This window comes from Bacillus sp. JK74 (assembly GCF_053663395.1).
This window is the reverse complement of record NZ_JBSJQB010000002.1, coordinates 419,993-443,138: the sequence shown is the minus strand read 5'-3', so window position 1 is coordinate 443,138 and position 23,146 is coordinate 419,993. Positions and strand designations below refer to the sequence as shown.

The window sequence follows — 23,146 nt, the reverse complement described above, 5'->3', positions numbered from 1 at the left end:
AAATAAGGAGTGGACGGTCCCTTGCGCGTTTCAAATGTAACGGTTCGAAAACGTTTATTACTGGTTTTGCTTTTTGGCGTAATCATTTTTTTGATCATTGACAGCAGATTAGGCTATGTCCAATTTGTGATGGGGGAAAAGCTGACTTCTCTGGCTAAGGATTCCTGGAGCCGGAATTTGCCGTTTGAGCCTGAGCGGGGAGAGATCCTTGACCGAAACGGCGTGAAGCTGGCTACGAATAAAAGCGCGCCGACCGTCTTTGTCGTACCGCGCCAGATTCAAAATCCCATAAAAACGGGCAAGCTTCTCGCGTCAGTTTTAAATATGTCGGAAGAGAAGGTCTACAAACACATTACTAAGAAAACCTCCATAGAAAAAATCTCACCCGAGGGGCGGAAAATTTCCAATAAAAAAGCGAAAGAAATCAAAGCGCTCGACTTAAAAGGGGTTTATGTGGCTGAAGACAGCATCCGCCATTATCCGTACGGAAGCTTTTTGTCCCATGTTCTCGGTTTTGCCGGTATTGATAACCAGGGCCTTCTCGGATTGGAGGCTTATTATGATGATGACTTAAAAGGTGTAAAGGGATCCGTGAAATTTTATACGGATGCCAAGGGGAAGAAAATGCCTGATGAAGCGGATGATTACACCCCTCCGAAAGACGGACTTGATATGAAATTGACGATTGACGCCAAGGTTCAGACGATTATAGAAAGAGAGCTTGACAATGCAGCGGCGAAATATAATCCGGACGGAATGATTGCGGTCGCAATGAATCCGAAAAACGGGGAAGTGCTCGGTATGTCAAGCCGTCCTGATTTTGATCCGGCTGACTATCAATCGGTGGATCCGTCCGTTTACAACCGGAACCTGCCGGTATGGAGCACATATGAACCGGGTTCGACCTTTAAGATTATTACGCTTGCGGCGGCTCTCCAAGAGCAAAAAGTAAACTTGCAAAGAGACCACTTTTATGACAAAGGATTTGCCGAGGTTGACGGCGCCCGACTCCGATGCTGGAAAAAGGGCGGCCACGGTTCGCAATCTTATCTTGAAGTCGTTCAAAATTCCTGCAACCCTGGGTTTGTACAGCTGGGGGAACGGCTCGGAAAACAAAAGCTGTTTCAATATATTAAGGACTTCGGCTTTGGAAAGAAAACAGGCATTGATCTGCAAGGGGAAGGAACGGGGATCTTATTCCCGCTTGACAGAGTCGGCCCGGTCGAACAGGCGACAACCGCTTTCGGACAAGGGGTTTCCGTCACGCCGATTCAGCAGGTGGCAGCCGTTTCCGCAGCAATAAACGGCGGAACGCTTTATACTCCGTTTATCGCCAAAGAGTGGGTTGATCCCGTTACGAAAAAAACCGTTAAGAAACAATCGCCGATTGCGAAAAGACAAGTTATTTCCCAGGAAACGTCAAAGCAGATCAGATATGCTTTAGAAAGCGTCGTCGCTCAGGGAACGGGGCGGAATGCCTTTGTGGAAGGATATCGCGTCGGCGGAAAAACAGGTACCGCACAAAAGGTCAAAGACGGCAAATATCTCGAAAACAACCATATCGTCTCCTTTATCGGTTTTGCGCCGGCTGATGACCCGAGCCTTGTCGTGTATGTCGCGGTTGATAATCCGAAAGGCACGATTCAATTCGGGGGAACCGTCGCCGCGCCGATTGTCGGAAATATGATGAGAGACAGTCTGCCGGAGCTCGGCGTGAAACCGCGAAAAAATCAAATCGAGAAAAAATATCAATGGAACGACACAAAAACAATAGAGGTTCCGAATGTTGTAGGGATGTCTGTCTCTGATCTTGAGTCGCTGCTTGTCAATTTGAATATTGACTCCTCAGGAAAAGGAAGCAAAATTGTGAAACAATCACCTGCAGCCGGAACGAAAGTAAAAGAAGGCTCAAAGATCCGTGTTTACTTGAGTGAAGAATGAGTCTTTTTGAGGCAGCCGATTGTTTTCGGCTGCCTTTTATCATAAAGAGAAAAAAAGAAGATAACTTTTAAGATTAACTGGATGTATCCTTTTATTTACGCTAAAATATGAACTGTATGTTTAAAAGCCATTCTGACTTTTATAAACGGTTATCATGATAAAAGAATGAATAGAATTTCTGAGAGGTTTGATACAATGAAACTTACAAAGCTGCTTACATATTTAATGGCCGAACCTGTTCAAAATGACTTTCATGACCCTGACATAACTTCAATTGAGATGGACTCCAGGGAAGTGAGAAAAGGGAGTCTTTTTGTGTGTATAAAAGGGTATACGGTAGACGGACATGATTTCGCTCAAAAAGCCGCAGAAAACGGCGCAGCGGCCATCGTTGCCGAGAAAGAGCTTGACGTCGATGTCCCTGTCATTATCGTCCGCCGGTCACAGCGGGCGCTCAGCGTTCTTTCTGACGCGTTTTACGGGCAGCCGACAAAGCAGCTTCAGCTTATCGGCATCACCGGCACAAACGGCAAAACATCAACGACGCACATGGTTGATGAGATTTTCAAAAAAGCGGGAAGACAGACCGGTTTAATCGGAACGATGTACATTAAAATCGGGGATGAGACATTCCCGGTCAAAAATACAACGCCCGAAAGCGTCACACTGCAAAAAACGTTCAAGAAAATGAATGATGAGCATGTTGACACAGCTATTATGGAAGTGTCTTCTCACGCTCTGTCACTCGGCAGGGTTCACGGCTGCGATTATGATATTGCCGTATTCACGAACCTGACGCAGGACCATTTAGACTATCACAAGACGATGGAAGACTACAGACAGGCTAAAAGCCTCCTGTTTTCCCAGCTGGGCGGCTCCTTTAACCATGAAAAGCCGAAGCGGGCCGTTTTAAACGCAGATGACAAAGCCAGTGCTTACTTTGAAAAAGTGACGGCGGCGCATATCCTTACATACGGAATCGAGAACGATGCCGATGTCATGGCGAAACAAATCGAGATCTCTGCGCAAGGCACAAGTTTTGAACTTGTTACGCCAAAAGGAACAAAGCAGATCACGGTTTCACTCGTCGGCCGCTTCAACGTGTATAACGTACTGGCTGCAGCGGCGACAGCGATCGCAGCGGGTCTGCCGTTTGATACGATCACAAGCGCTCTTGAAGAGCTGCAAGGTGTCAGAGGCCGGTTTGAACTGGTGAATCATAATCAGCCGTTTCCTGTGATCGTCGATTACGCGCACACGCCTGACAGTCTGGAAAACGTCCTGAATACATGCAAAGACATGACAGAGGGCAAGCTTTTCGTCGTCGTCGGCTGCGGCGGAGACCGGGATAAAACGAAACGCCCGAAAATGGCGGAAATTGCGGTGAGGATTGCCGACGAACCGATTTTCACTTCAGATAACCCGAGAAGCGAAGACCCGCTGGCCATATTAAGAGATATGGAAAGAGGGGTAGAAGGCACCTATTATCACAGTATCGCAAACCGCGAGCAGGCTATCTTTTTTGCCATTGCCAACGCGAAAAAGGGAGATGTGGTTCTGATTGCCGGGAAAGGGCATGAAACCTATCAGCAGATCGGCAATGAAACATTCGACTTTGATGACGCCGAAGTAGCGGGAAGAGCTATTGTTGAGCTGAATAAAAAGTAAAACAGGAAAGAGTGTTAGAATGAGGGAAATGAAAAGAATTACGGGGACACAATGTGAATATGATAAATACGTATGTCGTTTGAACGAAACGGGAGGAGAAAAGAGCAATGCTTGAGCAAGTGATTTTATTTACAATAATAATGGGATTTTTAATCAGTGTTCTGATATCTCCGATTCTTATCCCGTTTTTAAGACGTTTAAAATTCGGCCAAAGTATCAGGGAAGAGGGGCCGAAATCACATATGAAAAAATCAGGGACGCCGACGATGGGCGGGGTCATGATTATCGTATCCATCGCCATTACGGCGATTGTCATGACGCAGAAATTTTCGCATCTGAGCGCGGAAATGTTTCTTCTGCTGTTTGTTACGATCGGATACGGCCTGCTCGGCTTTCTGGATGACTATATTAAAGTAGTAATGAAACGGAATCTCGGATTGACGTCGAAGCAGAAATTGATCGGCCAGATCATTATTGCCATTGTATTTTACGGAGTATATCATTATTGCCATTTTTCAACCGGCATCAGGGTGCCCGGCACACATCTGTCAATCGATCTCGGCTGGGGATACTTTATCCTCGTTCTCTTTATGCTTGTCGGAGGTTCAAATGCCGTCAACCTGACAGACGGTCTGGACGGTCTCTTGTCCGGTACCGCGGCTATCGCATTCGGCGCTTTCGCCATCCTTGCGTGGAACCAGTCACAATATGACGTTGCGATTTTCTCGGTTGCCGTTGTCGGCGCCGTTCTCGGTTTTCTTGTATTCAACGCCCATCCCGCCAAAGTATTTATGGGGGATACCGGTTCGCTTGCGCTCGGAGGAGCGATCGTGACCGTTGCCATTCTGACGAAGCTTGAAATTCTGCTCGTCATTATCGGCGGAGTTTTTGTTATTGAGACCTTATCTGTTATCTTACAAGTCATCAGCTTTAAAACGACAGGAAAACGAATCTTTAAGATGAGTCCGCTTCACCACCATTACGAATTGGTCGGATGGTCTGAATGGAGAGTTGTCGTCACATTCTGGACTGCGGGACTGCTGCTTGCCGTTTTAGGAATTTACATCGAGGTGTGGTTATAAGTGGAAAACGAACTTTTTTTGCGAAAACAAAACTTTCTGGTCCTCGGACTGGCGAAAAGCGGATATGCGGCTGCGTCGATTCTTCATGAAAAAGGCATTAACGTCGTCGTAAATGATCAAAAAGCCTTTGAAGAGAACGAACCTGCCCAAAGGCTTTCAGAAAGAGGGATCGAGGTCATCTGCGGTGAGCATCCGACGTCACTTTTTGATCAGCATCACATTACCATTCTGATCAAAAATCCCGGAATCCCGTATGAAAATATCATGGTGGAGGAAGCGCAAAGAAGAGGCATCCCGGTCTGGACGGAAATCGAGCTTGCGTATTATATCACCAATGCAAAATTCATCGGCATTACAGGTTCAAACGGGAAAACAACAACGACGACCCTGATTTATGAAATGCTGAAAGCTGACTCGATAAAGGCGCTGATCGCAGGGAATATCGGCACTGTCGCCAGTGAAGTGGCTTATCATGCTGACGGTGATGAATGGATCGTCACAGAGCTTTCTTCGTTCCAGCTTATGGGGACCCATGCGTTCAGACCTGAAATCGGCCTGATTTTAAATGTGTTCGACGCTCATTTGGATTACCATCACAGTCGTGAAAACTATGAAAAAGCCAAGCAGAACGTGTATCTTCATCAGCTTGAGAGTGATACGGCCATCGTGAATCAAAGCGATGAAACAGTCGTGCGGCTTGCCGAAAGCGGAAAAGCCGGCACCGTTCCGTTTTCAGTTCACCAGGAACTGTCAAGCGGCGCATTTATTAAAGACGGAATGCTGATGTTCGGTGATGAAGCGATTCTGCCTGTTGATGACATCGTGCTGCCGGGCGCGCACAATTTAGAAAATATATTGGCCGCTGTAGCCGCGGCAAAAACGGCGGGCGCGTCTAATAAAGCGATTCAGAAGGTGCTGACAAGCTTTACCGGTGTCAAACACCGTCTGCAGTATGTAACAGCGATCCGGAATCGTAAATTTTATAATGACAGCAAAGCGACGAATATTTTGGCCACAAGCAAAGCGCTCTCCGCGTTCAAAGCACCGGTTATTCTGCTTGCAGGCGGACTGGACCGCGGCAACGGTTTTGACGATCTGAAACCGTATATGGACAATGTCAAAGCGGTCCTGACGTTCGGACAGACAGCGCCGAAGATAGAAAAACTGGGCAATGAGCTGGGAATACAACATGTCAAACGTGTCGATAATGTTGAACAAGCAGTATCTGCGGCGTTTGCGCTCTCAAATGAAGGAGACGTCATCCTCTTGTCACCCGCGTGTGCAAGCTGGGATCAGTTCAAAACATTTGAAGAACGCGGTGACATGTTTATAGATGCCGTGCATATGCTTAAGTAAGGGCTTGTCTCTGTTCATCGGCAGCCCTAAATGACTTATGCTTGGGGTGTCGATTGCTTTGACTACTAAAAAAACAGCGCCTGATTTGTTATTAGTTATTATTACGTTATTGCTTTTAACAATAGGATTAATTATGGTCTACAGTGCAAGTGCGGTATGGGCGGATTATAAATTTGACGACTCGTTTTTCTTCGCGAAACGGCAGCTGCTGTTTGCGGGGATCGGCGTCATTGCCATGTTTTTCATTATGAATGTGGATTATTGGACATGGCGCACATGGTCGAAGCTGCTTCTGATCATTTGTTTTTTTCTGCTTGTGCTTGTGCTGATTCCGGGAGTCGGAATGGTGCGGAACGGTTCAAGAAGCTGGATCGGAGTGGGAGCGTTCAGCATTCAGCCTTCGGAGTTTATGAAACTCGCGATGATTGCGTTTCTGGCTAAATTTCTTTCTGAAAAACAGAAGAATATTACGTCATTCAGACGCGGATTCGTTCCCGCGCTCGGAATCGTGTTTTCTGCATTTATTATTATTATGTGCCAGCCGGACCTGGGAACGGGGACGGTAATGGTGGGCACGTGCATCGTGATGATTTTTGTATCCGGTGCGCGAATCGCTCATTTCGCGTTTCTCGGACTCATCGGTTTAAGCGGATTTGCGGCGCTTGTTCTGTCCGCTCCTTATCGGATTAAACGGATTACCTCTTACTTAAACCCGTGGGAGGACCCGCTTGGAAGCGGATTTCAGATCATTCAGTCGCTCTATGCCGTAGGTCCGGGCGGACTGTTCGGGATGGGGCTCGGCCAAAGCCGGCAAAAGTTTTTTTACCTGCCGGAGCCGCAAACCGATTTCATTTTTGCTATTTTATCTGAGGAACTCGGCTTTATCGGCGGTTCGCTCATATTGCTGCTGTTCAGTATTTTATTATGGCGGGGCGTCAGGATTGCCCTCGGCGCGCCGGATTTATACGGAAGCTTTGTCGCCATCGGTATTATTTCTATGATAGCTATTCAAGTCATGATTAATATCGGCGTTGTGACGGGGCTGATCCCGGTGACAGGAATTACGCTGCCGTTTTTAAGCTACGGAGGCTCATCACTGACGCTGATGCTCGCAGCGGTCGGCGTGCTTTTAAATGTCAGCCGGTACTCGAGGTATTGATCTGTATCTTGCCTCATCACTCATGATCTATTCGTTATCTATAAAAAAACAGACAACATCAATAACCCTGTCCTAAAAAACAGGGTTATCGCTATGTGATTAAGGGGGACATACGAATGCGTATTGCAGTAAGCGGAGGCGGAACCGGAGGACATATTTATCCGGCCCTGGCCTTTATTAAAGAAGTTCAGCGCCGGCATCCGGATGTGGAATTTTTGTATATCGGAACAGAGAACGGTCTTGAGAAAAAAATTGTTGAACGGGAAAATATCCCGTTCCGCGCCATTGAAATTACAGGTTTCAAACGAAAACTTTCTTTTGAAAATGTAAAAACCGTCATGCGTTTCTTAAAAGGCGTGAAGAAAAGCAAATCATATTTAAAAGAGTTTAAACCGGATGCCGTTATCGGTACAGGCGGCTATGTATGCGGTCCGGTTGTATACGCGGCGGCAAAAATGGGAATTCCGACGATCATTCATGAGCAAAACAGCCTTCCAGGCATCACAAATAAGTTTCTCTCGAAATATGTTAATAAGGTGGCAATTTGCTTTGAAGAGGCAAAATCGCATTTTCCTGCTGAAAAAGTTGTGTTTACGGGAAACCCGAGAGCCTCTGAAGTCGTCTCAATTAAGACAGGCCGCTCATTAACTGAGTTCGGGCTGAAAGACAATCAAAAAACGGTGCTCATTTTCGGCGGAAGCAGAGGCGCGGCTCCCATTAACCGTGCCGTTATAGATATGCAGGAAGAATTGAAAACGAGACCTTACCAAGTGCTTTATATTACCGGGGAAGTGCATTATGAGAAGGTAACGGCTGAGCTGAAAGGCGGAAAAGCCGCTGATAATATGGTGACAAAACCGTTTTTGCACCAAATGCCGGAGTACTTACAATCAATTGATGTCATTGTGGCAAGAGCCGGAGCGACGACGATTGCGGAGATCACCGCTCTCGGCATTCCGAGCGTGCTTATTCCGAGCCCGTATGTGACAGCCAATCACCAGGAAGTCAATGCGAAGGCGCTCAGCCAGCATGACGCTGCAATCGTACTGAAGGAAACCGAGCTCAGCGGAGAAAAACTGATCGCTGCGCTGGACAAAATCGTCATGAATGAAGAAACCTTAAAAGACATGAGTGAGCGGACAAAATCACTCGGTGTTCCGGATGCGGCAGCCAGACTGTACAGTATCATGGAAGACATAAAAAAATAGAGCAAATGGAATGCGGAGGTTTATGATGGAGAACGTAATTCAGGAATTAAGAGACCGCGAAGTCGGCAAAGTGCTGGAACAAGAACCGCTCGCGAACCATACAACGATGAAAATCGGCGGTCCGGCGGACATTTTAATCATCCCCAACCGTGTGGAAGCGGTCAAAGATATTATGGATATTGTGAAGAAACATGATCTGCCATGGACGGTTATCGGCCGCGGTTCAAATCTGCTCGTGCTTGATGAAGGCATAAGAGGAGTTGTCATCAAACTGGGCGCAGGTCTGGATCATTTGGAGATTGACGGTGATCAGGTGACGGTCGGAGGCGGCTATTCGGTCGTCCGGCTTGCGACTTCCATGAGTAAAAAAGGAATGTCCGGTCTCGAATTTGCAGCGGGCATCCCCGGATCAATCGGCGGGGCCGTCTATATGAATGCCGGGGCGCACGGATCTGATATGAGTGAGATTCTTGTGAAAGCCCGTATCTTATTTGAAGACGGCACAATCGAATGGCTGACAAACGAAGAGATGGATTTCAGCTACAGAACGTCTGTTTTGCAGAAAAAACGCCCCGGCGTCTGTCTCGAGGCAGTTCTTCAGCTTGAGCAAAAGGAACGGGAAGCCATTACGGCGCAAATGCAGCAGAACAAAGATTACAGAAAAAATACGCAGCCGTATTCAAGCCCATGCGCCGGAAGCATATTCAGAAATCCGCTGCCGAATCATGCCGGAAACCTCGTTGAAAAAGCGGGATTAAAAGGACATCAGATCGGCGGAGCGAAAGTATCCGAAATGCACGGAAATTTTATCGTCAATGCCGGCGGAGCGACTGCCAAGGACGTTCTCGACCTGATTGAGTATGTGAAAAAGACAATCCGTGAGCAGTATGATGTTGACATGCATACAGAAGTTGAAATCATCGGAGGGAATCGTTAAAAGGTTCTCTGATTTACATGAGCTCATGTGATATACTTTTAACAAATGTCAAACGGCATCACAGCATGCCGTTTGTTTTTCAATCAGACGAATGTCAAGCTGTTTCATTCTTAGTGAGGTGGACAGGCAGTGAACCCAAATCATGAAAGAGAAAAAATCGTAAATATTGAAGAGCGGATTCCGAAAATCAAAGAGCAGCGGAAACAAAAAGCAAACCGCCGGCTGATTTCATTCATTGTGCTCTTTTTTATGATGGTGCTGATCATCGTGTACTTGCAGATGCCGATCAGCAAAGTGTCTTCTGTCACCGTTTCCGGAAACGAAAACGTGTCTGTAAAAGAGATCAACGCGCTTTCTGATATACATAACGGACAAACCGAGTTCTGGAGTCTGAACAAGAAAAAAACAGAAGAAAAGATTGAGCAGAATAAACTGGTGAAAAAGGCGGATCTTTCAAAAGTATTTCCTAATAAAGTCAGCATTCACATTGAAGAATACAAGACGATCGCGTATCTGCAGCGGAATGATGTGTATTATGAAGTGCTGGAGAACGGCACCGTGCTGCCGAACGAAGTCACGCCGGATGACGCGGGCCCGATTTTGGTTGACTGGACAAACGCGAAAAAGCGGGTCAAAATGGCGGAACAGCTTGATAAGCTTTCCGGTTCGCTAAAGCAGTCGATTTCTGAAATCTATTATACACCGGTAAAAATGGATCAGGACCGGATCAAGCTGTATATGAACGACGGGTATGTAGTTACCGCTTCTATTAAAACATTTGCCGACCGGATGAAGACCTATCCTTCTATCGTTTCCCAGCTGGACGGCGGGAAAAAGGGGATTATCCACTTAGAAGTCGCTACGTATTTTGAAGAATTTAACAAAGGTAAATCCGGCAAGAAAAAAGAAAATGATTAATAGTTCTAAAGAACTAATTTAGAGGTGATTCAAAAGAATCTATTATAATCAGCGGGGCAGCCGATATAACCGATAGCGGAATAATTATGACTATGTTTGTTTTTGCCTGGGATAGGCTGCCGGACAAGCGGAAAATTCTCAATGCAATGGGCGTGTCTTCTTTAATGAGCATTGCATTTGGAATTTTCCTCCTGTTTCTTCTTTTTTCGGATGTTTCTGGCAATATCTATAGCTTTTCTGGAGGTTCATCTTAGTGTAGACTAATGGAAAGCGGGTATATTTGCATCTGGTTTACACATTATGGCACCGTGACAGGAAATCTTACGGTAAGGTGGTCCGTCTCTAAAAAAAATAAAAAAAATGCGATATAAAAGAGGATATACATAGAATATAACGAATAGTTTCATTAAACATAAATTGTGAGAAATCAGATAGAAATTTGTTGATGCTGTTGTTTTTGTTACACACTTGTAAAGCCACATCCATTGTATTGTTGTTCCGCAAATAATAGAATAGAATTTGATCGAAATGTGAGGAGGTGCCATAGAATGAACAACAATGAACTTTACGTCAGTCTTGACATCGGTACGTCCAATACAAAAGTGATCGTCGGAGAAATGACAGATGATTCCCTTAACATTATCGGAGTGGGAAATGTACCGTCTGAAGGGTTGAAAAAAGGCTCAATCGTTGATATAGATGAAACCGTTCATTCTATAAGAAAAGCGTTTGACCAAGCTGAAAGAATGGTAGGTTTTCCGCTGAAAAAAGCCATTGTCGGCGTTAATGGAAATTATATTCATATTCAAGATACGAACGGCGTTGTCGCTGTTTCCAGTGAAAACAAAGAAATTCACGTTGAAGACGTCCGCAGGGTAATGGAAGCGGCACAGGTCGTGTCGGTTCCGCACGAGCAGCTGATCGTTGACGTCATTCCGAAACAGTTTATCGTTGACGGAAGAGACGAAATTACCGATCCGAAAAAAATGCTCGGTGTGCGCCTGGAAGTAGAAGGCACGCTGATTACCGGCTCCAAAACGATCTTACATAATTTACTTCGCTGTGTGGAGAGAGCGGGCGTTGAAATTACTGATATCTGCCTGCAGCCGCTTGCGGCCGGTTCGGCGGCTTTGTCAAAAGACGAAAAAAACCTCGGAGTCGCCATGATTGATATCGGCGGCGGCTCGACGACGGTGGCGGTATTTGAACAGGGGCACCTGAAGGAGACAGCCGTCATTCCGCTCGGAGGCGAAAACATCACGAAAGATGTATCGATCGGATTGCGCACTTCCACCGAAGAGGCTGAAAGAGTAAAAAAACAATTCGGACATGCATTCTACGATGAGGCTTCAGAAGATGAAGTATTTGAAGTCACCGTCATAGGAACGAATCAAAAGCAATCTTTTACACAGCAGGAAATTGCCAATATTATTGAAGCAAGAGTGGAAGAGATTCTTGAGATTGCCGCAGCCGAAATTGAGCAGATGGGAATTACAGATCTGCCCGGCGGCTTTGTGCTGACCGGCGGACAGGCCGCAATGCCCGGAGTGCTTTCATTGGCACAGGAAGTGCTGAGGCACAATGTAAGGGTCGCAAGCCCGAATTATATCGGTGTAAGAGACCCTCAGTATATGACGGGTGTCGGCTTGATACAATTTGCCTGCCGAAATGCCAGAATTCAGGGAAGAAAAATAGGCTTTCATATGCCGGAAGAAGCCGTGCAGGAAATCGCGGTCTCTCACGAAGAAGAACATCATCAGCGGCCTGAGGCGCAGCAGCGTCCAAAAGCAAAACAAAAAACACAAGCCGAACACAACAAACCGAGCAAAATGAAAAAACTATTAAGCATGTTTTGGGAATAGATTGATAGTCATTCGGCAGATTAGGAGGATTTAGCATGTTGGATTTCGAAACAAACATAGACGGCTTAGCATCAATTAAAGTAATCGGAGTAGGAGGCGGCGGTAATAACGCGGTCAACCGAATGATTGAAAATGAAGTGCAGGGTGTAGAGTACATTGCGGTAAACACGGACGCGCAAGCTCTTAACCTGTCAAAAGCGGAAGTGAAAATGCAGATCGGGGAAAAGCTGACCCGCGGTCTCGGAGCGGGAGCGAATCCGGAAGTCGGCAAAAAAGCCGCTGAAGAAAGTAAGGAACAAATCGAAGAAGCGCTAAAAGGCGCTGACATGGTGTTCGTTACAGCCGGAATGGGAGGCGGTACCGGAACGGGAGCCGCACCGGTGATCGCGCAAATCGCAAAGGACTTAGGCGCTTTGACTGTCGGTGTCGTAACAAGACCGTTTACATTTGAAGGAAGAAAACGCCAGCTGCAGGCTGCAGGCGGTATCACGGCAATGAAAGAAGCCGTTGACACACTGATCGTTATTCCGAATGACCGCATTCTTGAAATTGTCGATAAAAACACACCGATGCTTGAAGCATTCCGTGAAGCTGATAACGTGCTTCGCCAAGGGGTGCAAGGTATCTCTGACCTCATCGCAACGCCTGGTTTAATCAACTTGGACTTTGCCGATGTCAAAACCATCATGTCCAACAAAGGTTCAGCATTGATGGGTATCGGGATCGCTACGGGCGAAAGCCGTGCTGCTGAAGCCGCCAAAAAGGCGATCTCCAGTCCGTTACTGGAAGCGGCAATCGACGGAGCGCAAGGTGTTTTGATGAACATTACGGGAGGTACAAACCTGAGCCTCTACGAAGTGCAGGAAGCAGCCGACATCGTCGCTTCTGCATCTGACCCTGATGTCAATATGATTTTCGGTTCAGTTATCAATGAAAATCTGAAAGATGAAATCGTCGTCACCGTTATTGCGACCGGTTTTATCGAACAGGAAAAAGATGACTCAAAACCGCAGCGTCCGAATTTAAACCAAGGATTGAAGTCTCAAAGCCAAAACGCTGCGAAACGTGAGCCGAAACGAGAAGAAACACAGCATCAAAACACGGTGAACCGCCATACATCACAGCCGGCGGATGATGCTCTCGACATTCCTACATTTTTAAGAAACCGCAACAAACGCGGCTGATGTAAAAAAGGACAAGACCACATGGTTTTGTCCTTTTTCTTTTTTGTGCACAGTCTTCCTTCCTATCCCTCATGATCTATACAGTGAAAAAAGAAACTTTATACCTATGACGAATTGATTGTTTTTTAGTTTCATACGGCTTTCTACAGAATGTGACAATATCTGAATGGAAGATTGTCTACATTTAACGTACAGCATCGAAATGACAAACGATTCCAATTATGAAGGAGGGATACACATTTTATAGGGCGTTACCAAATAAGGGGGGATACGATTGAAGAAAAAAACAAGAAACAGATGGACAGGCTCCGTTTTAAGCGCGATTGTCGTCAGTTCACTGTTGTTTCCGGGTGCAGCCGGAGCGAACAGCACACCGGGGGCAGTTTCTTTCACCAAAGATCTTTCTTCCTCTAAGAGCATTCAGCATAAGATTTCCGATTCAGTCAAGAAGCGTTTTGAAAAAAATGATAAAGTCACGTTTCTTATCAAATTTAAAGAGAAAGCCAATACGAAAAAAGCGGTCAAAGAAGCAGAAAAAAATGCCGAGTCTCAATCGCTTTCCGCAGCAAAAACCGAATATCAAAAGCGGTCAGCCGTCGTTTCTTCTTTAAAACTGGCGGCTCATGATGCGCAGCAGAATCTGAAAACATATTTGGAAAAACAAAAAAAGAAAGGAAAGGCTGATCACATCCATTCCTATTATATTGTCAACGGAATGGCAGTCACTGCTTCGAAAGAGGTAATGGAAAAAGCCGCCTCATTTCCTGAAGTAGAAAAAGTTCTTCCGAATGAAAAACGTCAGCTTACTCAACGGCAATCAAAAGCTCCTTTTCAAATGAAGAAAAAACAAAAAGAGATTAAAGCAAAGGAAGGCATCGAATGGAATATCAGCCAAATTGATGCGCCGCAGGCCTGGGCCTCAGGATACGACGGAACCGGCACGGTTGTCGCCTCCATTGATACGGGAGTTCAGTGGGATCATCCCGCGCTTAAGGAAAAATACCGGGGTTACGATCCTGAAAATCCCGCAGCACCGAATCATGAAATGAACTGGTATGATGCCGTATCCCATAAAGACGCTCCCTATGATGACCTTGAACACGGCACTCATGTAACAGGGACCATGACGGGTTCAGAACCTGACGGCTCAAATCAAATCGGTGTGGCTCCGGGGGCGAAATGGATCGCAGTAAAAGCATTTTCAGATGACGGAGGAACCGATGCCGATATTTTGGATGCCGGTGAATGGGTGCTCGCGCCTAAAGATAAAAACGGCACGCCGCATCCCGAGATGGCGCCGGATGTTGTCAATAATTCCTGGGCAGGCGGTTCGGGAATGGACGAGTGGTATCGCGATATGGTGAATGCGTGGAGAGCGGCAGGGATTTTTCCTGAATTCTCTGCTGGAAATGAAGACTTATTTACACCGGGAGGACCGGGTTCAATCGCAAATCCGGCCAATTATCCTGAAGCATTTGCGACAGGTGCGACTGACATCGACAAGAAACTCGCTGATTTCTCACTTCAAGGCCCCTCACCGTATCATGAAACAAAACCGGACATTTCGGCTCCGGGAGTGAATATCCGTTCTTCTATTCCTGGAGGAACATACGAAGGCGGCTGGGACGGAACTTCAATGGCCGGGCCGCATGTGGCGGCGACGGCGGCTTTGTTAAGGCAGGCGAACGCCTCTATTACGGTCGATGAAATGGAAGACGTTTTGACGCGCACCGCCGAAAAGCTGACAGATTCCGTTTTTCCGGAATCACCGAATAACGGTTACGGCCACGGTCTCGTTAACGCTTTTGATGCCGTTTCTGCCGTAACGGACGGAATCGGAAGCGTAGAAGGCAAGGTATCTTCTGCGGGCGAAGATCACAATCCGCCCAGCTTTCGTCATGAACCGGTCTCAGAGGCTTACAAAGGGACAAGCCTTCCGTTAACGGTTACAGCAGAAGATGATGTAAGCGTAACTGAGGTGATCCTCTCCTATCAGTTTGATGAAGGAGAGTGGAAAACGACAGCCGCCGTTCAAAAAAGCGGTGATGAAAAAAAGGGAACATACCAGGCGGAGATTCCGGACATAACGGGAAGCAAGATAAGTTATAAATGGACCATAAAAGATTTCGGAGGTCATTCTGTAGAATCTGATACGTACCGGGCTGACGTGAAACCGAGCATTACGGCGGGATACAAAGAGGATTTTGAATCACAGCCGGCGGGCTGGTCAAGTTACGGGACACATGACCAATGGGAATGGGGTATCCCGGGTTCAGGGCCAGGCGCCGCATTTTCCGGAGAAAAAGTGTATGCGACGAATCTGTCCGGCCCTTATGCCGATTCGGCCAACATGAATCTGGTGATGCCTCCGATACAAGTTCCGGAAACAGGGCGGCTGTTTTTACAATTTAAAAGCTGGCACAAGCTCGAAGAATTTTTTGATTACGGGTATGTGTTCGTTCTGCCGGAAGGGAAATCAAATTGGGAGCAGGCGGCCGTTTACAATGGTGATTCCGCAGGATGGAATGATGAAGAGGCAGATTTATCTGCGTATAAAGGCCAAAACATAAAGCTCATGTTTAATATGCAGTCTGACGAAGTACTCAATGAAGACGGATGGTATATCGATGATGTCCGGCTTTCAAGCAGCCCTCTCGGCAATGCGGCTAAAAAAAGTAAACACAATAGACAAACACCTCCCGGCCACCTGAAGAAAAAAGCCATCAGTCCGAAACAGGCCAAACCGGCAGTGAAATCGCCCGGAAAAAGAGTGAAACGTGAAACAAACCTCCTGCCGCTCAGAGCGCAAATCAGTGTCGCCGAGACGGGGAAATCTGTATATTCCGACCCTGCAAGCGGAAGCTACAGCCTGTCACATAAAGCGGGAAACTATACGCTGAAAGCCGAGGCATACGGATTTAAGTCCGCTTCGAAACAAGTTTCTGTTCAAGCAGACAAAACCGCGCAGGCAGACTTTACACTGGAGCAAATGCCGTTCGGCACGCTAAAAGGAACCATCACCAATCAGTCCACAGGCGAACCGGTAAAAGGGGCTGCGCTTTATGTGGCCGAGGATGCCGCAATTGAACCGGCGGTGACAAACGATAAAGGGGAATATTCGCTTAAGGCGTACGAAGGCTCCTACACAATCAAAGTAGCGGCAAAAGGCTTTTACAATAGCGAATTCTCTGTCGACATCAAAGGAGATGCTGAAAAAAACGTCAAGCTTAAGCCGTATGTCGGTTATGAAGGGGAAATCGCCTATGATAACGGGACGGAAGAAGCCGCGCTGTCATATTTTAAAGCCGGCAGCAAATCTGCCGTTAAGATGACCCTCAAAGATGGAAAAGAACACGGTATGCTGACGGGAGGCCTTTTTAAATTTTGGGGCGCCGACTGGCCTGATCCGGGCGGTACCGAATTTCAAGCAGAAGTATATGATGCATCCGGCCCTGCTGGAGCTCCTGGCAGCAAAATTGCCGGCCCGTTCCAAGCTGAAGCGCTTCGAAACGGCGAGTGGACCAAAGTGGATCTCAGCTCAAAAGGAATCGCGGTCGGAAAGGATTTTTATCTTGTGTTCCGTCAGACGAAACCCGATCCTTATACACCTGCCCTGTCATCTGATGACGGCAGTCCGTACTCGAACAGAAACTGGCAATACCTCGACGGCCGCTGGTCAAAAGCCGATAAATCAGACGGAAACTTTATGATCAGGGCTTTGGTCGACTACGAAGCTTCTGTGCCTGAGATAACGTCGCCTGAAGACCGGTCATTTACAAACAAGAAGTCAATCACGGTGAAAGGAACGGCTTCACCAAAAACCGCTGTCCGTCTTACCAATAACGGTAAAACCGCCGCAGAAACGAAAGCAGATGCAGACGGCAATTTCCAGGCCGGTGTCACACTCACTAAAGATGCCAATAGGCTGACGGCGGCATCTGTGACAGACAGCGGGTCAACCGACGAGTCACGCCCTGTCACGGTTATACTGGATGAGGATAAGCCTGATGTGACGATTGACAGTCCGGCAAACGGTGATAAAACAAATAAAGAAGCAGTGACTGTAAAAGGAAAAGTGCACGACGACCATTTAAAACGGGTAAAGGTGAACGGAAAAAAAGCTGAAGTAAATAACGGTTCTTATCAAGCGAGAACCCTTCTGGAAAACGGCAGCAATGAGATCAAGGTCACGGCCTCAGATGAAGCGGGTAACAAAACAACGAAAAAGACGGTAATCGATGTCAATTACAATGCTCCCGTCATTTCCGGATTGGTTCCCGGAGCGGATAAGGAATTAAAAGCCGGAGAATCAGTGAAAATCGCTTTTTCAAGCGGAAAGAAATTAGACGCTTCCTTCGTGATCCGTCTGCCTCTGACAAACGCCCGGGCAGGGAGCCAAAACGCAACAGAGCTTCCGCTGAGAGAAATTTCTCCGGGACGATATGAGGGTTACTGGACGGCGGCTTCTTCCATCAAAGCAAGCGGAGCAAAAATTGACGTTATCGCAAGAGATGACTACGGAAATGAAACGAGACAGACGGCTAAAGGAAAACTTTATATCAATGAGTAAAACAGAGCGCTGCCAGATCACGGCAGCGTTTTTTTAGTTGAAGGGGACAATAGAAAATCAACCTTTTCGGCCCTCGACAAATAAAACGGTTATCCCTTAAAAATTGTACTTTACCCTCAACATTAATTGACAGACTTTCCCACAGAGCTTGCTTTATACTTATGAAACAAGAGAGAGAAACAGATATGTAAGACAAAAGAGGAAAGGGGTCAGATGTGAAAATCTATTTGGATGTCATTTGGCTGTTGAACTTTTGTTTTGATTCTCTTTTGCTTTTATTGACCGCCTTTATTTTAAAACGCCAGGTGAAAAAAAGAAGAGTGGCCGCCGGCGGTTTCATCGGGTCAGCCATTGTGCTTCTGATGTTTACGCCTGTTTCTCCCTTTGTGGAGCATCCGGCGGGAAAAATGGCGTTTTCGGTAGTCATCGTGCTTACGGCTTTTGGCTTTAAACGGTTCCGATACTTTTTTCAAAATTTGTTCGCCTTTTATTTCGCGACTTTTCTCGTCGGCGGGGGAATGATCGGCGTACATTCCCTGCTGCAAACAGAATCAATTGTGCAGCAAGGCGTAATGGTCACAAGCCAGACCGGATTCGGCGACCCGATCAGCTGGATGTTTGTAGTTATCGGATTTCCGGCCATATGGTTTTTTTCGAAAAAGAGAATTGAAGACATCGAGACGAAGTCCATTCAGTACGATGAACTTGTCATGGTGCAGGCGGAATTCAGCGGACAGACAATCCGCGCGAAAGGATTGGTGGATTCCGGGAATCAGCTGTATGATCCGCTGACGAAAACGCCGGTCATGATCCTTCACATTGACAAATTCGCTCCGATTCTCAGCGAAAAGGAAACGGACCTCATCAAATCCGCCAGTCCGCTTGAAGTGATAGAGCAGCTTGATGATTCGTTCCGTCATGCGGATAAGCTGAGGCTGATTCCATACAGGGGCGTCGGCCAGGACAATCAATTTTTACTCTGTTTAAAGCCGGATTACGTCACGATTTTAACAAAAGACGAGATGATCGCATGTGAAAAATGCCTGATCGGCATCAGCACGAAGCCATTATCCGCTGACGGTGAATTTGACGGAATCGTTCATCCGAAGATGCTGACAGGGAAGGCTGTAAAACATGTTTCCTGACGAAAAGTCTGTTATTCATCATACTCAAAACGCGTTGTATTTAGAAGGGGGAGGAAGATGAAAAAACTTAAGCTGCGTCTGACATATTTGTGGTATAAATGGCTGATGAAACTCGGACTGAAAAGCGATGAAGTGTATTACATAGGAGGAAGCGAGGCGCTGCCGCCGCCTTTGTCTAAAGAAGAGGAGCAGGTGCTCTTATTAAAGCTGCCGAGCGGGGATCAGGCGGCGCGGGCCATCCTGATTGAGAGAAACTTACGTCTTGTCGTTTACATTGCCCGCAAATTCGAAAACACCGGCATCAATATCGAGGACTTAATCAGCATCGGCACCATCGGTTTGATCAAAGCGGTAAACACGTTTAATCCGGAAAAGAAAATCAAACTCGCCACCTACGCATCGCGATGTATTGAAAACGAAATTTTAATGTACTTGCGCCGAAACAATAAAATCCGTTCAGAGGTGTCCTTTGATGAACCGCTGAACATTGATTGGGACGGAAACGAACTGCTGCTTTCGGATGTGCTCGGCACAGATGATGATATTATTACAAAAGACATTGAAGCCAATGTGGATAAAAAACTTTTGAAAAAAGCGCTTGAGCAATTAAATGATAGAGAAAAGCAGATCATGGAACTGCGATTCGGGCTTGTCGGTGAAGAAGAAAAAACACAAAAAGATGTAGCCGACATGATGGGGATTTCACAATCTTATATCTCCCGCCTCGAAAAGCGGATTATTAAAAGACTGAGAAAAGAGTTTAACAAAATGGTGTAAATTTTTTTCCATCTGACAGCCCTTACTGCTGCAAGGATTGCCGGCGCCGGATGTTTATTTCTGTAAAATGGCGGTGCATATTTTTCCCACCCGAGGAGATACTTAACGTTGTACAGCAGCTCCTAGTGGGAGGGAAAAACGTGTCAAGAAATAAAGTCGAAATTTGTGGGGTGGATACCTCCAAATTACCGGTGCTCAAGAATGAAGAGATGAGAAAGCTGTTTAGGCAATTGCAGGATGAGGGCGATGATTCAGCGAGGGAAAAGCTTGTAAACGGTAATCTGCGCCTTGTCTTAAGCGTCATTCAGAGGTTTAACAACAGAGGAGAGTATGTTGATGACTTATTTCAGGTCGGCTGCATCGGACTAATGAAATCCATTGATAATTTTGACCTAAGCCATAATGTTAAGTTTTCAACATACGCTGTACCGATGATCATCGGAGAAATCCGCAGATATTTGCGGGATAACAATCCGATCCGCGTCTCGAGGTCGCTTCGCGATATCGCATATAAAGCGCTTCAAGTAAGAGAGCGGTTAATCAGTGAGACAAGCAGGGAGCCGACAGCAGAGGAAATCGCCAAAGTTCTTGAAGTGCCCCATGAAGAAATTGTGTTTGCCCTTGACGCCATTCAGGATCCGGTTTCACTGTTTGAGCCGATTTATAATGACGGCGGCGATCCGATCTACGTGATGGACCAGATCAGCGATGAGCGCAACAAGGATACACAATGGATTGAGGAGCTGGCTCTGAAAGAAGGCATGAGAAGACTGAACGAACGGGAAAAAATGATTTTGCGAAAGCGCTTTTTCCAAGGGAAAACCCAAATGGAGGTCGCTGAAGAAATCGGGATATCCCAAGCTCAGGTCTCAAGGCTTGAAAAGGCAGCCATTAAACAAATGAATAAGAATATCCATCAATAACGGAAAAAGCCTTTAAACCTTGTTTAAAGGCTTTTTTCATGCGATGGTTTACGTTTGCAAAAAAGTGATGTATTCTAATGTGTAAAAGTTTTTAGAAAATTTAAATAAAGTAAACGGGGGAAACTGCAATGATTTTACAGCTGGACAGTGTGTCATTAAAAAGAAACGGGAAATGGATTTTGAAAGATATTAACTGGCGCGTCGAGAAAAACGAAAATTGGGTGCTGTACGGATTAAACGGAGCCGGAAAAACAGCCTTGCTGAATATGTTATGCTCTTATTACTTTCCCACTTCAGGAGAGATGCAGGTGCTCGGCCATCAATTCGGCAAAACAGAGCTCGGTGACAGGCTCAGAAGGAAAATCGGCCTTGTTTCGGCAGGTCTTCAGCACAAATTATATGCCGCGGATTCTGCTTTTGAAATCGCCCTCAGCGGCGCGTACGCCTCAATCGGGCTGTACGAAACTCCGAGTGAGCAGGTAAGGGAAAAAGCGATCGGTCTTCTGAAGGATTTAGGCGCCATTAGTTTCGCGGACAGACGGTATGAAACGTTATCTCAGGGGGAAAGGCAAAGAGCGCTGATTGCGCGGGCGCTTATGGCTGATCCCAAACTGCTGATTTTGGATGAGCCCGTGACGGGTCTTGATTTTATGGCAAGGGAGCAGCTGCTGGACACGATTACGTCGATCGCCGAAAAAGAAAATGCGCCGTCCATCCTTTATGTCACCCATCACGCTGAAGAAATTCTGCCGGTATTTGATCAGGCGCTGCTTTTAAAACAAGGCGAGGTGTTCGCCTCCGGGAAAATCAGGGACATGCTTTCTGACGAGCGGCTTACAGCGTTTTTCGATATGCCTGTCAATGTCTTATGGAACAATGGCCGCCCGTTTTTAACACGTGCAAAAGAGGCATCATCCGTCAAATAACATCAATTCACCCTGGGGGTGCTGCTGACATGCAGCTGAGAGAGACGTTGGTCTCAACCCTTAACGGACCTGATCCGGATCATGCCGGCGGAGGGAAGCGGTGAAAAAAAGCGGAGGAAGATCCGTTTTTTACCCGTTTCATTTCATGAATGAAACGGGTTTTTTGATACAGCAAAAGGGGAGATTTCCAATGCATCAGATTGATATGCTGTTACACCAGGCGGAGAAACGGAGGCACGACTTCATACATATTGCTGAAAGGTTGATCGCCTTTCCCACTCCGGCCCCGCCTGCAAGAAATACAACAGAAGCCCAAAAGTGGGTGGCCGGCTTTTTAAAAGAAACGGGCTGCTCGGTCGATATGTGGGATGTGTATCCGGAAGATCCGAATGTAGTCGGTGTTTTAAAAGGGACAGATTCAAGCAGGCATCAAAGCCTGATTTTAAACGGACACATTGATGTGGCAGAAGCCGGGGGCGAAGACTGGAACTCTAACCCGTTTCAGCCGCTCGTAAAAGACGGCATGCTGATCGGAAGGGGCGCCGCTGATATGAAAGGGGGTTTGGCGTGTGTTCTTTTCTCTCTGAAGCTGATCCATGATGCCGGCATTAAGCTTCCGGGCGACCTCATTGTACAGTCTGTAATCGGAGAAGAAGTCGGCGAGGCGGGGACGCTGGAATGCTGCAAACGCGGCTATCACGCGGATTTTGCGGTTGTCGCGGATACGAGCAGCCTGCATATTCAAGGGCAGGGCGGTGTCATCACCGGCTGGATAGAATTGAAAAGCAAACAAACATTTCATGACGGCATGAGGCGCAATATGATTCATGCGGGCGGAGGCACATTCGGAGCGAGCGCCATCGAAAAAATGGCGAAAATCATCACTGCCTTGGGAGAGCTGGAGCGTCACTGGGCGGTAACGAAAAGCTATCCCGGCATTGCGCCCGGCACCAATACGATCAACCCCGCCGTCATTGAAGGCGGAAGACACGCAGCGTTTGTCGCCGATGAATGCCGGTTATGGATCACCGTCCACTTTTATCCGAACGAAACGCACGAACAAGCAGCCGCAGAAATCGAAGACTATATTAATCGTGTCGCTGACAGTGATCTGTGGCTCAAAGAAAACAGGCCGGTGTTCAAATGGGGCGGATCTTCGATGATTGAAGACAGAGGAGAGGTGTTCCCGGCGCTGGAAATCGATCCGGATCATCCGGCAGTTTCTGTCTTGGCTGCATCACACTCTGCCGTCAAAAAACAGGAGCCCGTCATTGATGTTTCCCAAACCGTAACAGACGGAGGATGGCTTTATCAGGCCGGGATTCCGAGCGTCATATACGGCCCCGGCGATTTAAAAAACGCCCACTCCGTAAACGAGGAAGTGTCCGTTGATGAGCTTATGGACTATACGAAAATCATGCTGAGATTTATTCTCGACTGGTGCAGCCGCAAAAAAGATTGCCCGATGTGACAAGGTTCAGCCCGGCCGT

General features: G+C 46.8%; 16 protein-coding genes and 1 riboswitch. All 16 genes read left to right on the top strand.

Annotated elements, in window-relative coordinates:
- Nucleotides 1-21: 21 nt before the first annotated feature.
- The 16 genes from ACWJJ5_RS06715 (at nucleotide 22) to ACWJJ5_RS06640 (ending at nucleotide 23,127) form a co-directional block, all read left to right on the top strand.
- Nucleotides 22-1,941 carry a stage V sporulation protein D gene (locus tag ACWJJ5_RS06715; RefSeq protein WP_003154438.1) on the top strand — a complete coding sequence of 640 codons (1,920 nt, stop codon included), beginning with the start codon at nucleotides 22-24 and terminating at the stop codon, nucleotides 1,939-1,941.
- 195 nt (nucleotides 1,942-2,136) lie between these two features.
- On the top strand, nucleotides 2,137-3,609 hold the full coding sequence (locus ACWJJ5_RS06710) for a UDP-N-acetylmuramoyl-L-alanyl-D-glutamate--2,6-diaminopimelate ligase (protein ID WP_014417717.1): 1,473 nt from the start codon (nucleotides 2,137-2,139) through the stop codon (nucleotides 3,607-3,609).
- A 107-nt stretch (nucleotides 3,610-3,716) separates the two neighbouring features.
- Nucleotides 3,717-4,691, top strand: coding sequence for a phospho-N-acetylmuramoyl-pentapeptide-transferase (gene mraY / locus ACWJJ5_RS06705; RefSeq protein ID WP_007409707.1), 975 nt, complete (start codon nucleotides 3,717-3,719; stop codon nucleotides 4,689-4,691).
- Complete coding sequence (gene murD / locus ACWJJ5_RS06700) at nucleotides 4,692-6,047, top strand: UDP-N-acetylmuramoyl-L-alanine--D-glutamate ligase (RefSeq protein WP_003154432.1); 1,356 nt, start codon at nucleotides 4,692-4,694, stop codon at nucleotides 6,045-6,047.
- 58 nt (nucleotides 6,048-6,105) lie between these two features.
- Nucleotides 6,106-7,206 (top strand): stage V sporulation protein E, encoded by a 1,101-nt coding sequence (gene spoVE / locus ACWJJ5_RS06695; protein WP_003154430.1) that lies wholly within the window; start codon nucleotides 6,106-6,108, stop codon nucleotides 7,204-7,206.
- A 116-nt stretch (nucleotides 7,207-7,322) separates the two neighbouring features.
- Nucleotides 7,323-8,414 carry an undecaprenyldiphospho-muramoylpentapeptide beta-N-acetylglucosaminyltransferase gene (murG, locus tag ACWJJ5_RS06690; RefSeq protein WP_003154428.1) on the top strand — a complete coding sequence of 364 codons (1,092 nt, stop codon included), beginning with the start codon at nucleotides 7,323-7,325 and terminating at the stop codon, nucleotides 8,412-8,414.
- Nucleotides 8,415-8,439: 25 nt separating this feature from the next.
- Complete coding sequence (gene murB / locus ACWJJ5_RS06685) at nucleotides 8,440-9,351, top strand: UDP-N-acetylmuramate dehydrogenase (RefSeq protein WP_015388267.1); 912 nt, start codon at nucleotides 8,440-8,442, stop codon at nucleotides 9,349-9,351.
- Nucleotides 9,352-9,480: 129 nt separating this feature from the next.
- The gene (locus tag ACWJJ5_RS06680) at nucleotides 9,481-10,269 is read left to right on the top strand and encodes a cell division protein FtsQ/DivIB (protein ID WP_024085278.1); all 789 of its coding nucleotides are present in this window, start codon (nucleotides 9,481-9,483) and stop codon (nucleotides 10,267-10,269) included.
- Between the two features lie 548 nt (nucleotides 10,270-10,817).
- Nucleotides 10,818-12,131, top strand: a complete 1,314-nt coding sequence (gene ftsA, locus ACWJJ5_RS06675) for a cell division protein FtsA (protein WP_071391863.1) — start codon at nucleotides 10,818-10,820, stop codon at nucleotides 12,129-12,131.
- A gap of 35 nt (nucleotides 12,132-12,166) precedes the next feature.
- Nucleotides 12,167-13,315 carry a cell division protein FtsZ gene (gene ftsZ / locus ACWJJ5_RS06670; RefSeq protein ID WP_070081790.1) on the top strand — a complete coding sequence of 383 codons (1,149 nt, stop codon included), beginning with the start codon at nucleotides 12,167-12,169 and terminating at the stop codon, nucleotides 13,313-13,315.
- Between the two features lie 274 nt (nucleotides 13,316-13,589).
- On the top strand, nucleotides 13,590-17,885 hold the full coding sequence (locus ACWJJ5_RS06665; protein ID WP_173612734.1) for a S8 family peptidase: 4,296 nt from the start codon (nucleotides 13,590-13,592) through the stop codon (nucleotides 17,883-17,885).
- Nucleotides 17,886-18,100: 215 nt separating this feature from the next.
- Nucleotides 18,101-19,030, top strand: coding sequence for a sigma-E processing peptidase SpoIIGA (gene spoIIGA, locus ACWJJ5_RS06660; protein WP_003154422.1), 930 nt, complete (start codon nucleotides 18,101-18,103; stop codon nucleotides 19,028-19,030).
- A 57-nt stretch (nucleotides 19,031-19,087) separates the two neighbouring features.
- Entirely contained in the window at nucleotides 19,088-19,807 is a 720-nt protein-coding gene (gene sigE, locus ACWJJ5_RS06655; protein ID WP_016936200.1) for an RNA polymerase sporulation sigma factor SigE, read from the top strand.
- 140 nt (nucleotides 19,808-19,947) lie between these two features.
- Complete coding sequence (sigG, locus tag ACWJJ5_RS06650) at nucleotides 19,948-20,730, top strand: RNA polymerase sporulation sigma factor SigG (protein WP_003154420.1); 783 nt, start codon at nucleotides 19,948-19,950, stop codon at nucleotides 20,728-20,730.
- A 128-nt stretch (nucleotides 20,731-20,858) separates the two neighbouring features.
- Nucleotides 20,859-21,656, top strand: coding sequence for an ABC transporter ATP-binding protein (locus ACWJJ5_RS06645; protein ID WP_070081793.1), 798 nt, complete (start codon nucleotides 20,859-20,861; stop codon nucleotides 21,654-21,656).
- 4 nt (nucleotides 21,657-21,660) lie between these two features.
- Nucleotides 21,661-21,769: riboswitch (TPP riboswitch) on the top strand.
- 77 nt (nucleotides 21,770-21,846) lie between these two features.
- Nucleotides 21,847-23,127 (top strand): acetylornithine deacetylase, encoded by a 1,281-nt coding sequence (locus tag ACWJJ5_RS06640; protein WP_070082708.1) that lies wholly within the window; start codon nucleotides 21,847-21,849, stop codon nucleotides 23,125-23,127.
- The last annotated feature ends 19 nt before the right edge of the window (nucleotides 23,128-23,146 follow it).

Excerpts from the sequence above, each read along its gene's own strand:
- ACWJJ5_RS06710 (WP_014417717.1), top strand. The coding sequence starts at position 2,137 with ATGAAACTTACAAAGCTGCTTACATATTTAATGGCCGAACCTGTTCAA.
- mraY (WP_007409707.1), top strand. The coding sequence starts at position 3,717 with ATGCTTGAGCAAGTGATTTTATTTACAATAATAATGGGATTTTTAATC.
- murG (WP_003154428.1), top strand. The coding sequence starts at position 7,323 with ATGCGTATTGCAGTAAGCGGAGGCGGAACCGGAGGACATATTTATCCG.
- murB (WP_015388267.1), top strand. The coding sequence starts at position 8,440 with ATGGAGAACGTAATTCAGGAATTAAGAGACCGCGAAGTCGGCAAAGTG.
- ftsA (WP_071391863.1), top strand. The coding sequence starts at position 10,818 with ATGAACAACAATGAACTTTACGTCAGTCTTGACATCGGTACGTCCAAT.
- ftsZ (WP_070081790.1), top strand. The coding sequence starts at position 12,167 with ATGTTGGATTTCGAAACAAACATAGACGGCTTAGCATCAATTAAAGTA.
- sigE (WP_016936200.1), top strand. The coding sequence starts at position 19,088 with ATGAAAAAACTTAAGCTGCGTCTGACATATTTGTGGTATAAATGGCTG.
- ACWJJ5_RS06645 (WP_070081793.1), top strand. The coding sequence starts at position 20,859 with ATGATTTTACAGCTGGACAGTGTGTCATTAAAAAGAAACGGGAAATGG.
- ACWJJ5_RS06640 (WP_070082708.1), top strand. The coding sequence starts at position 21,847 with ATGCATCAGATTGATATGCTGTTACACCAGGCGGAGAAACGGAGGCAC.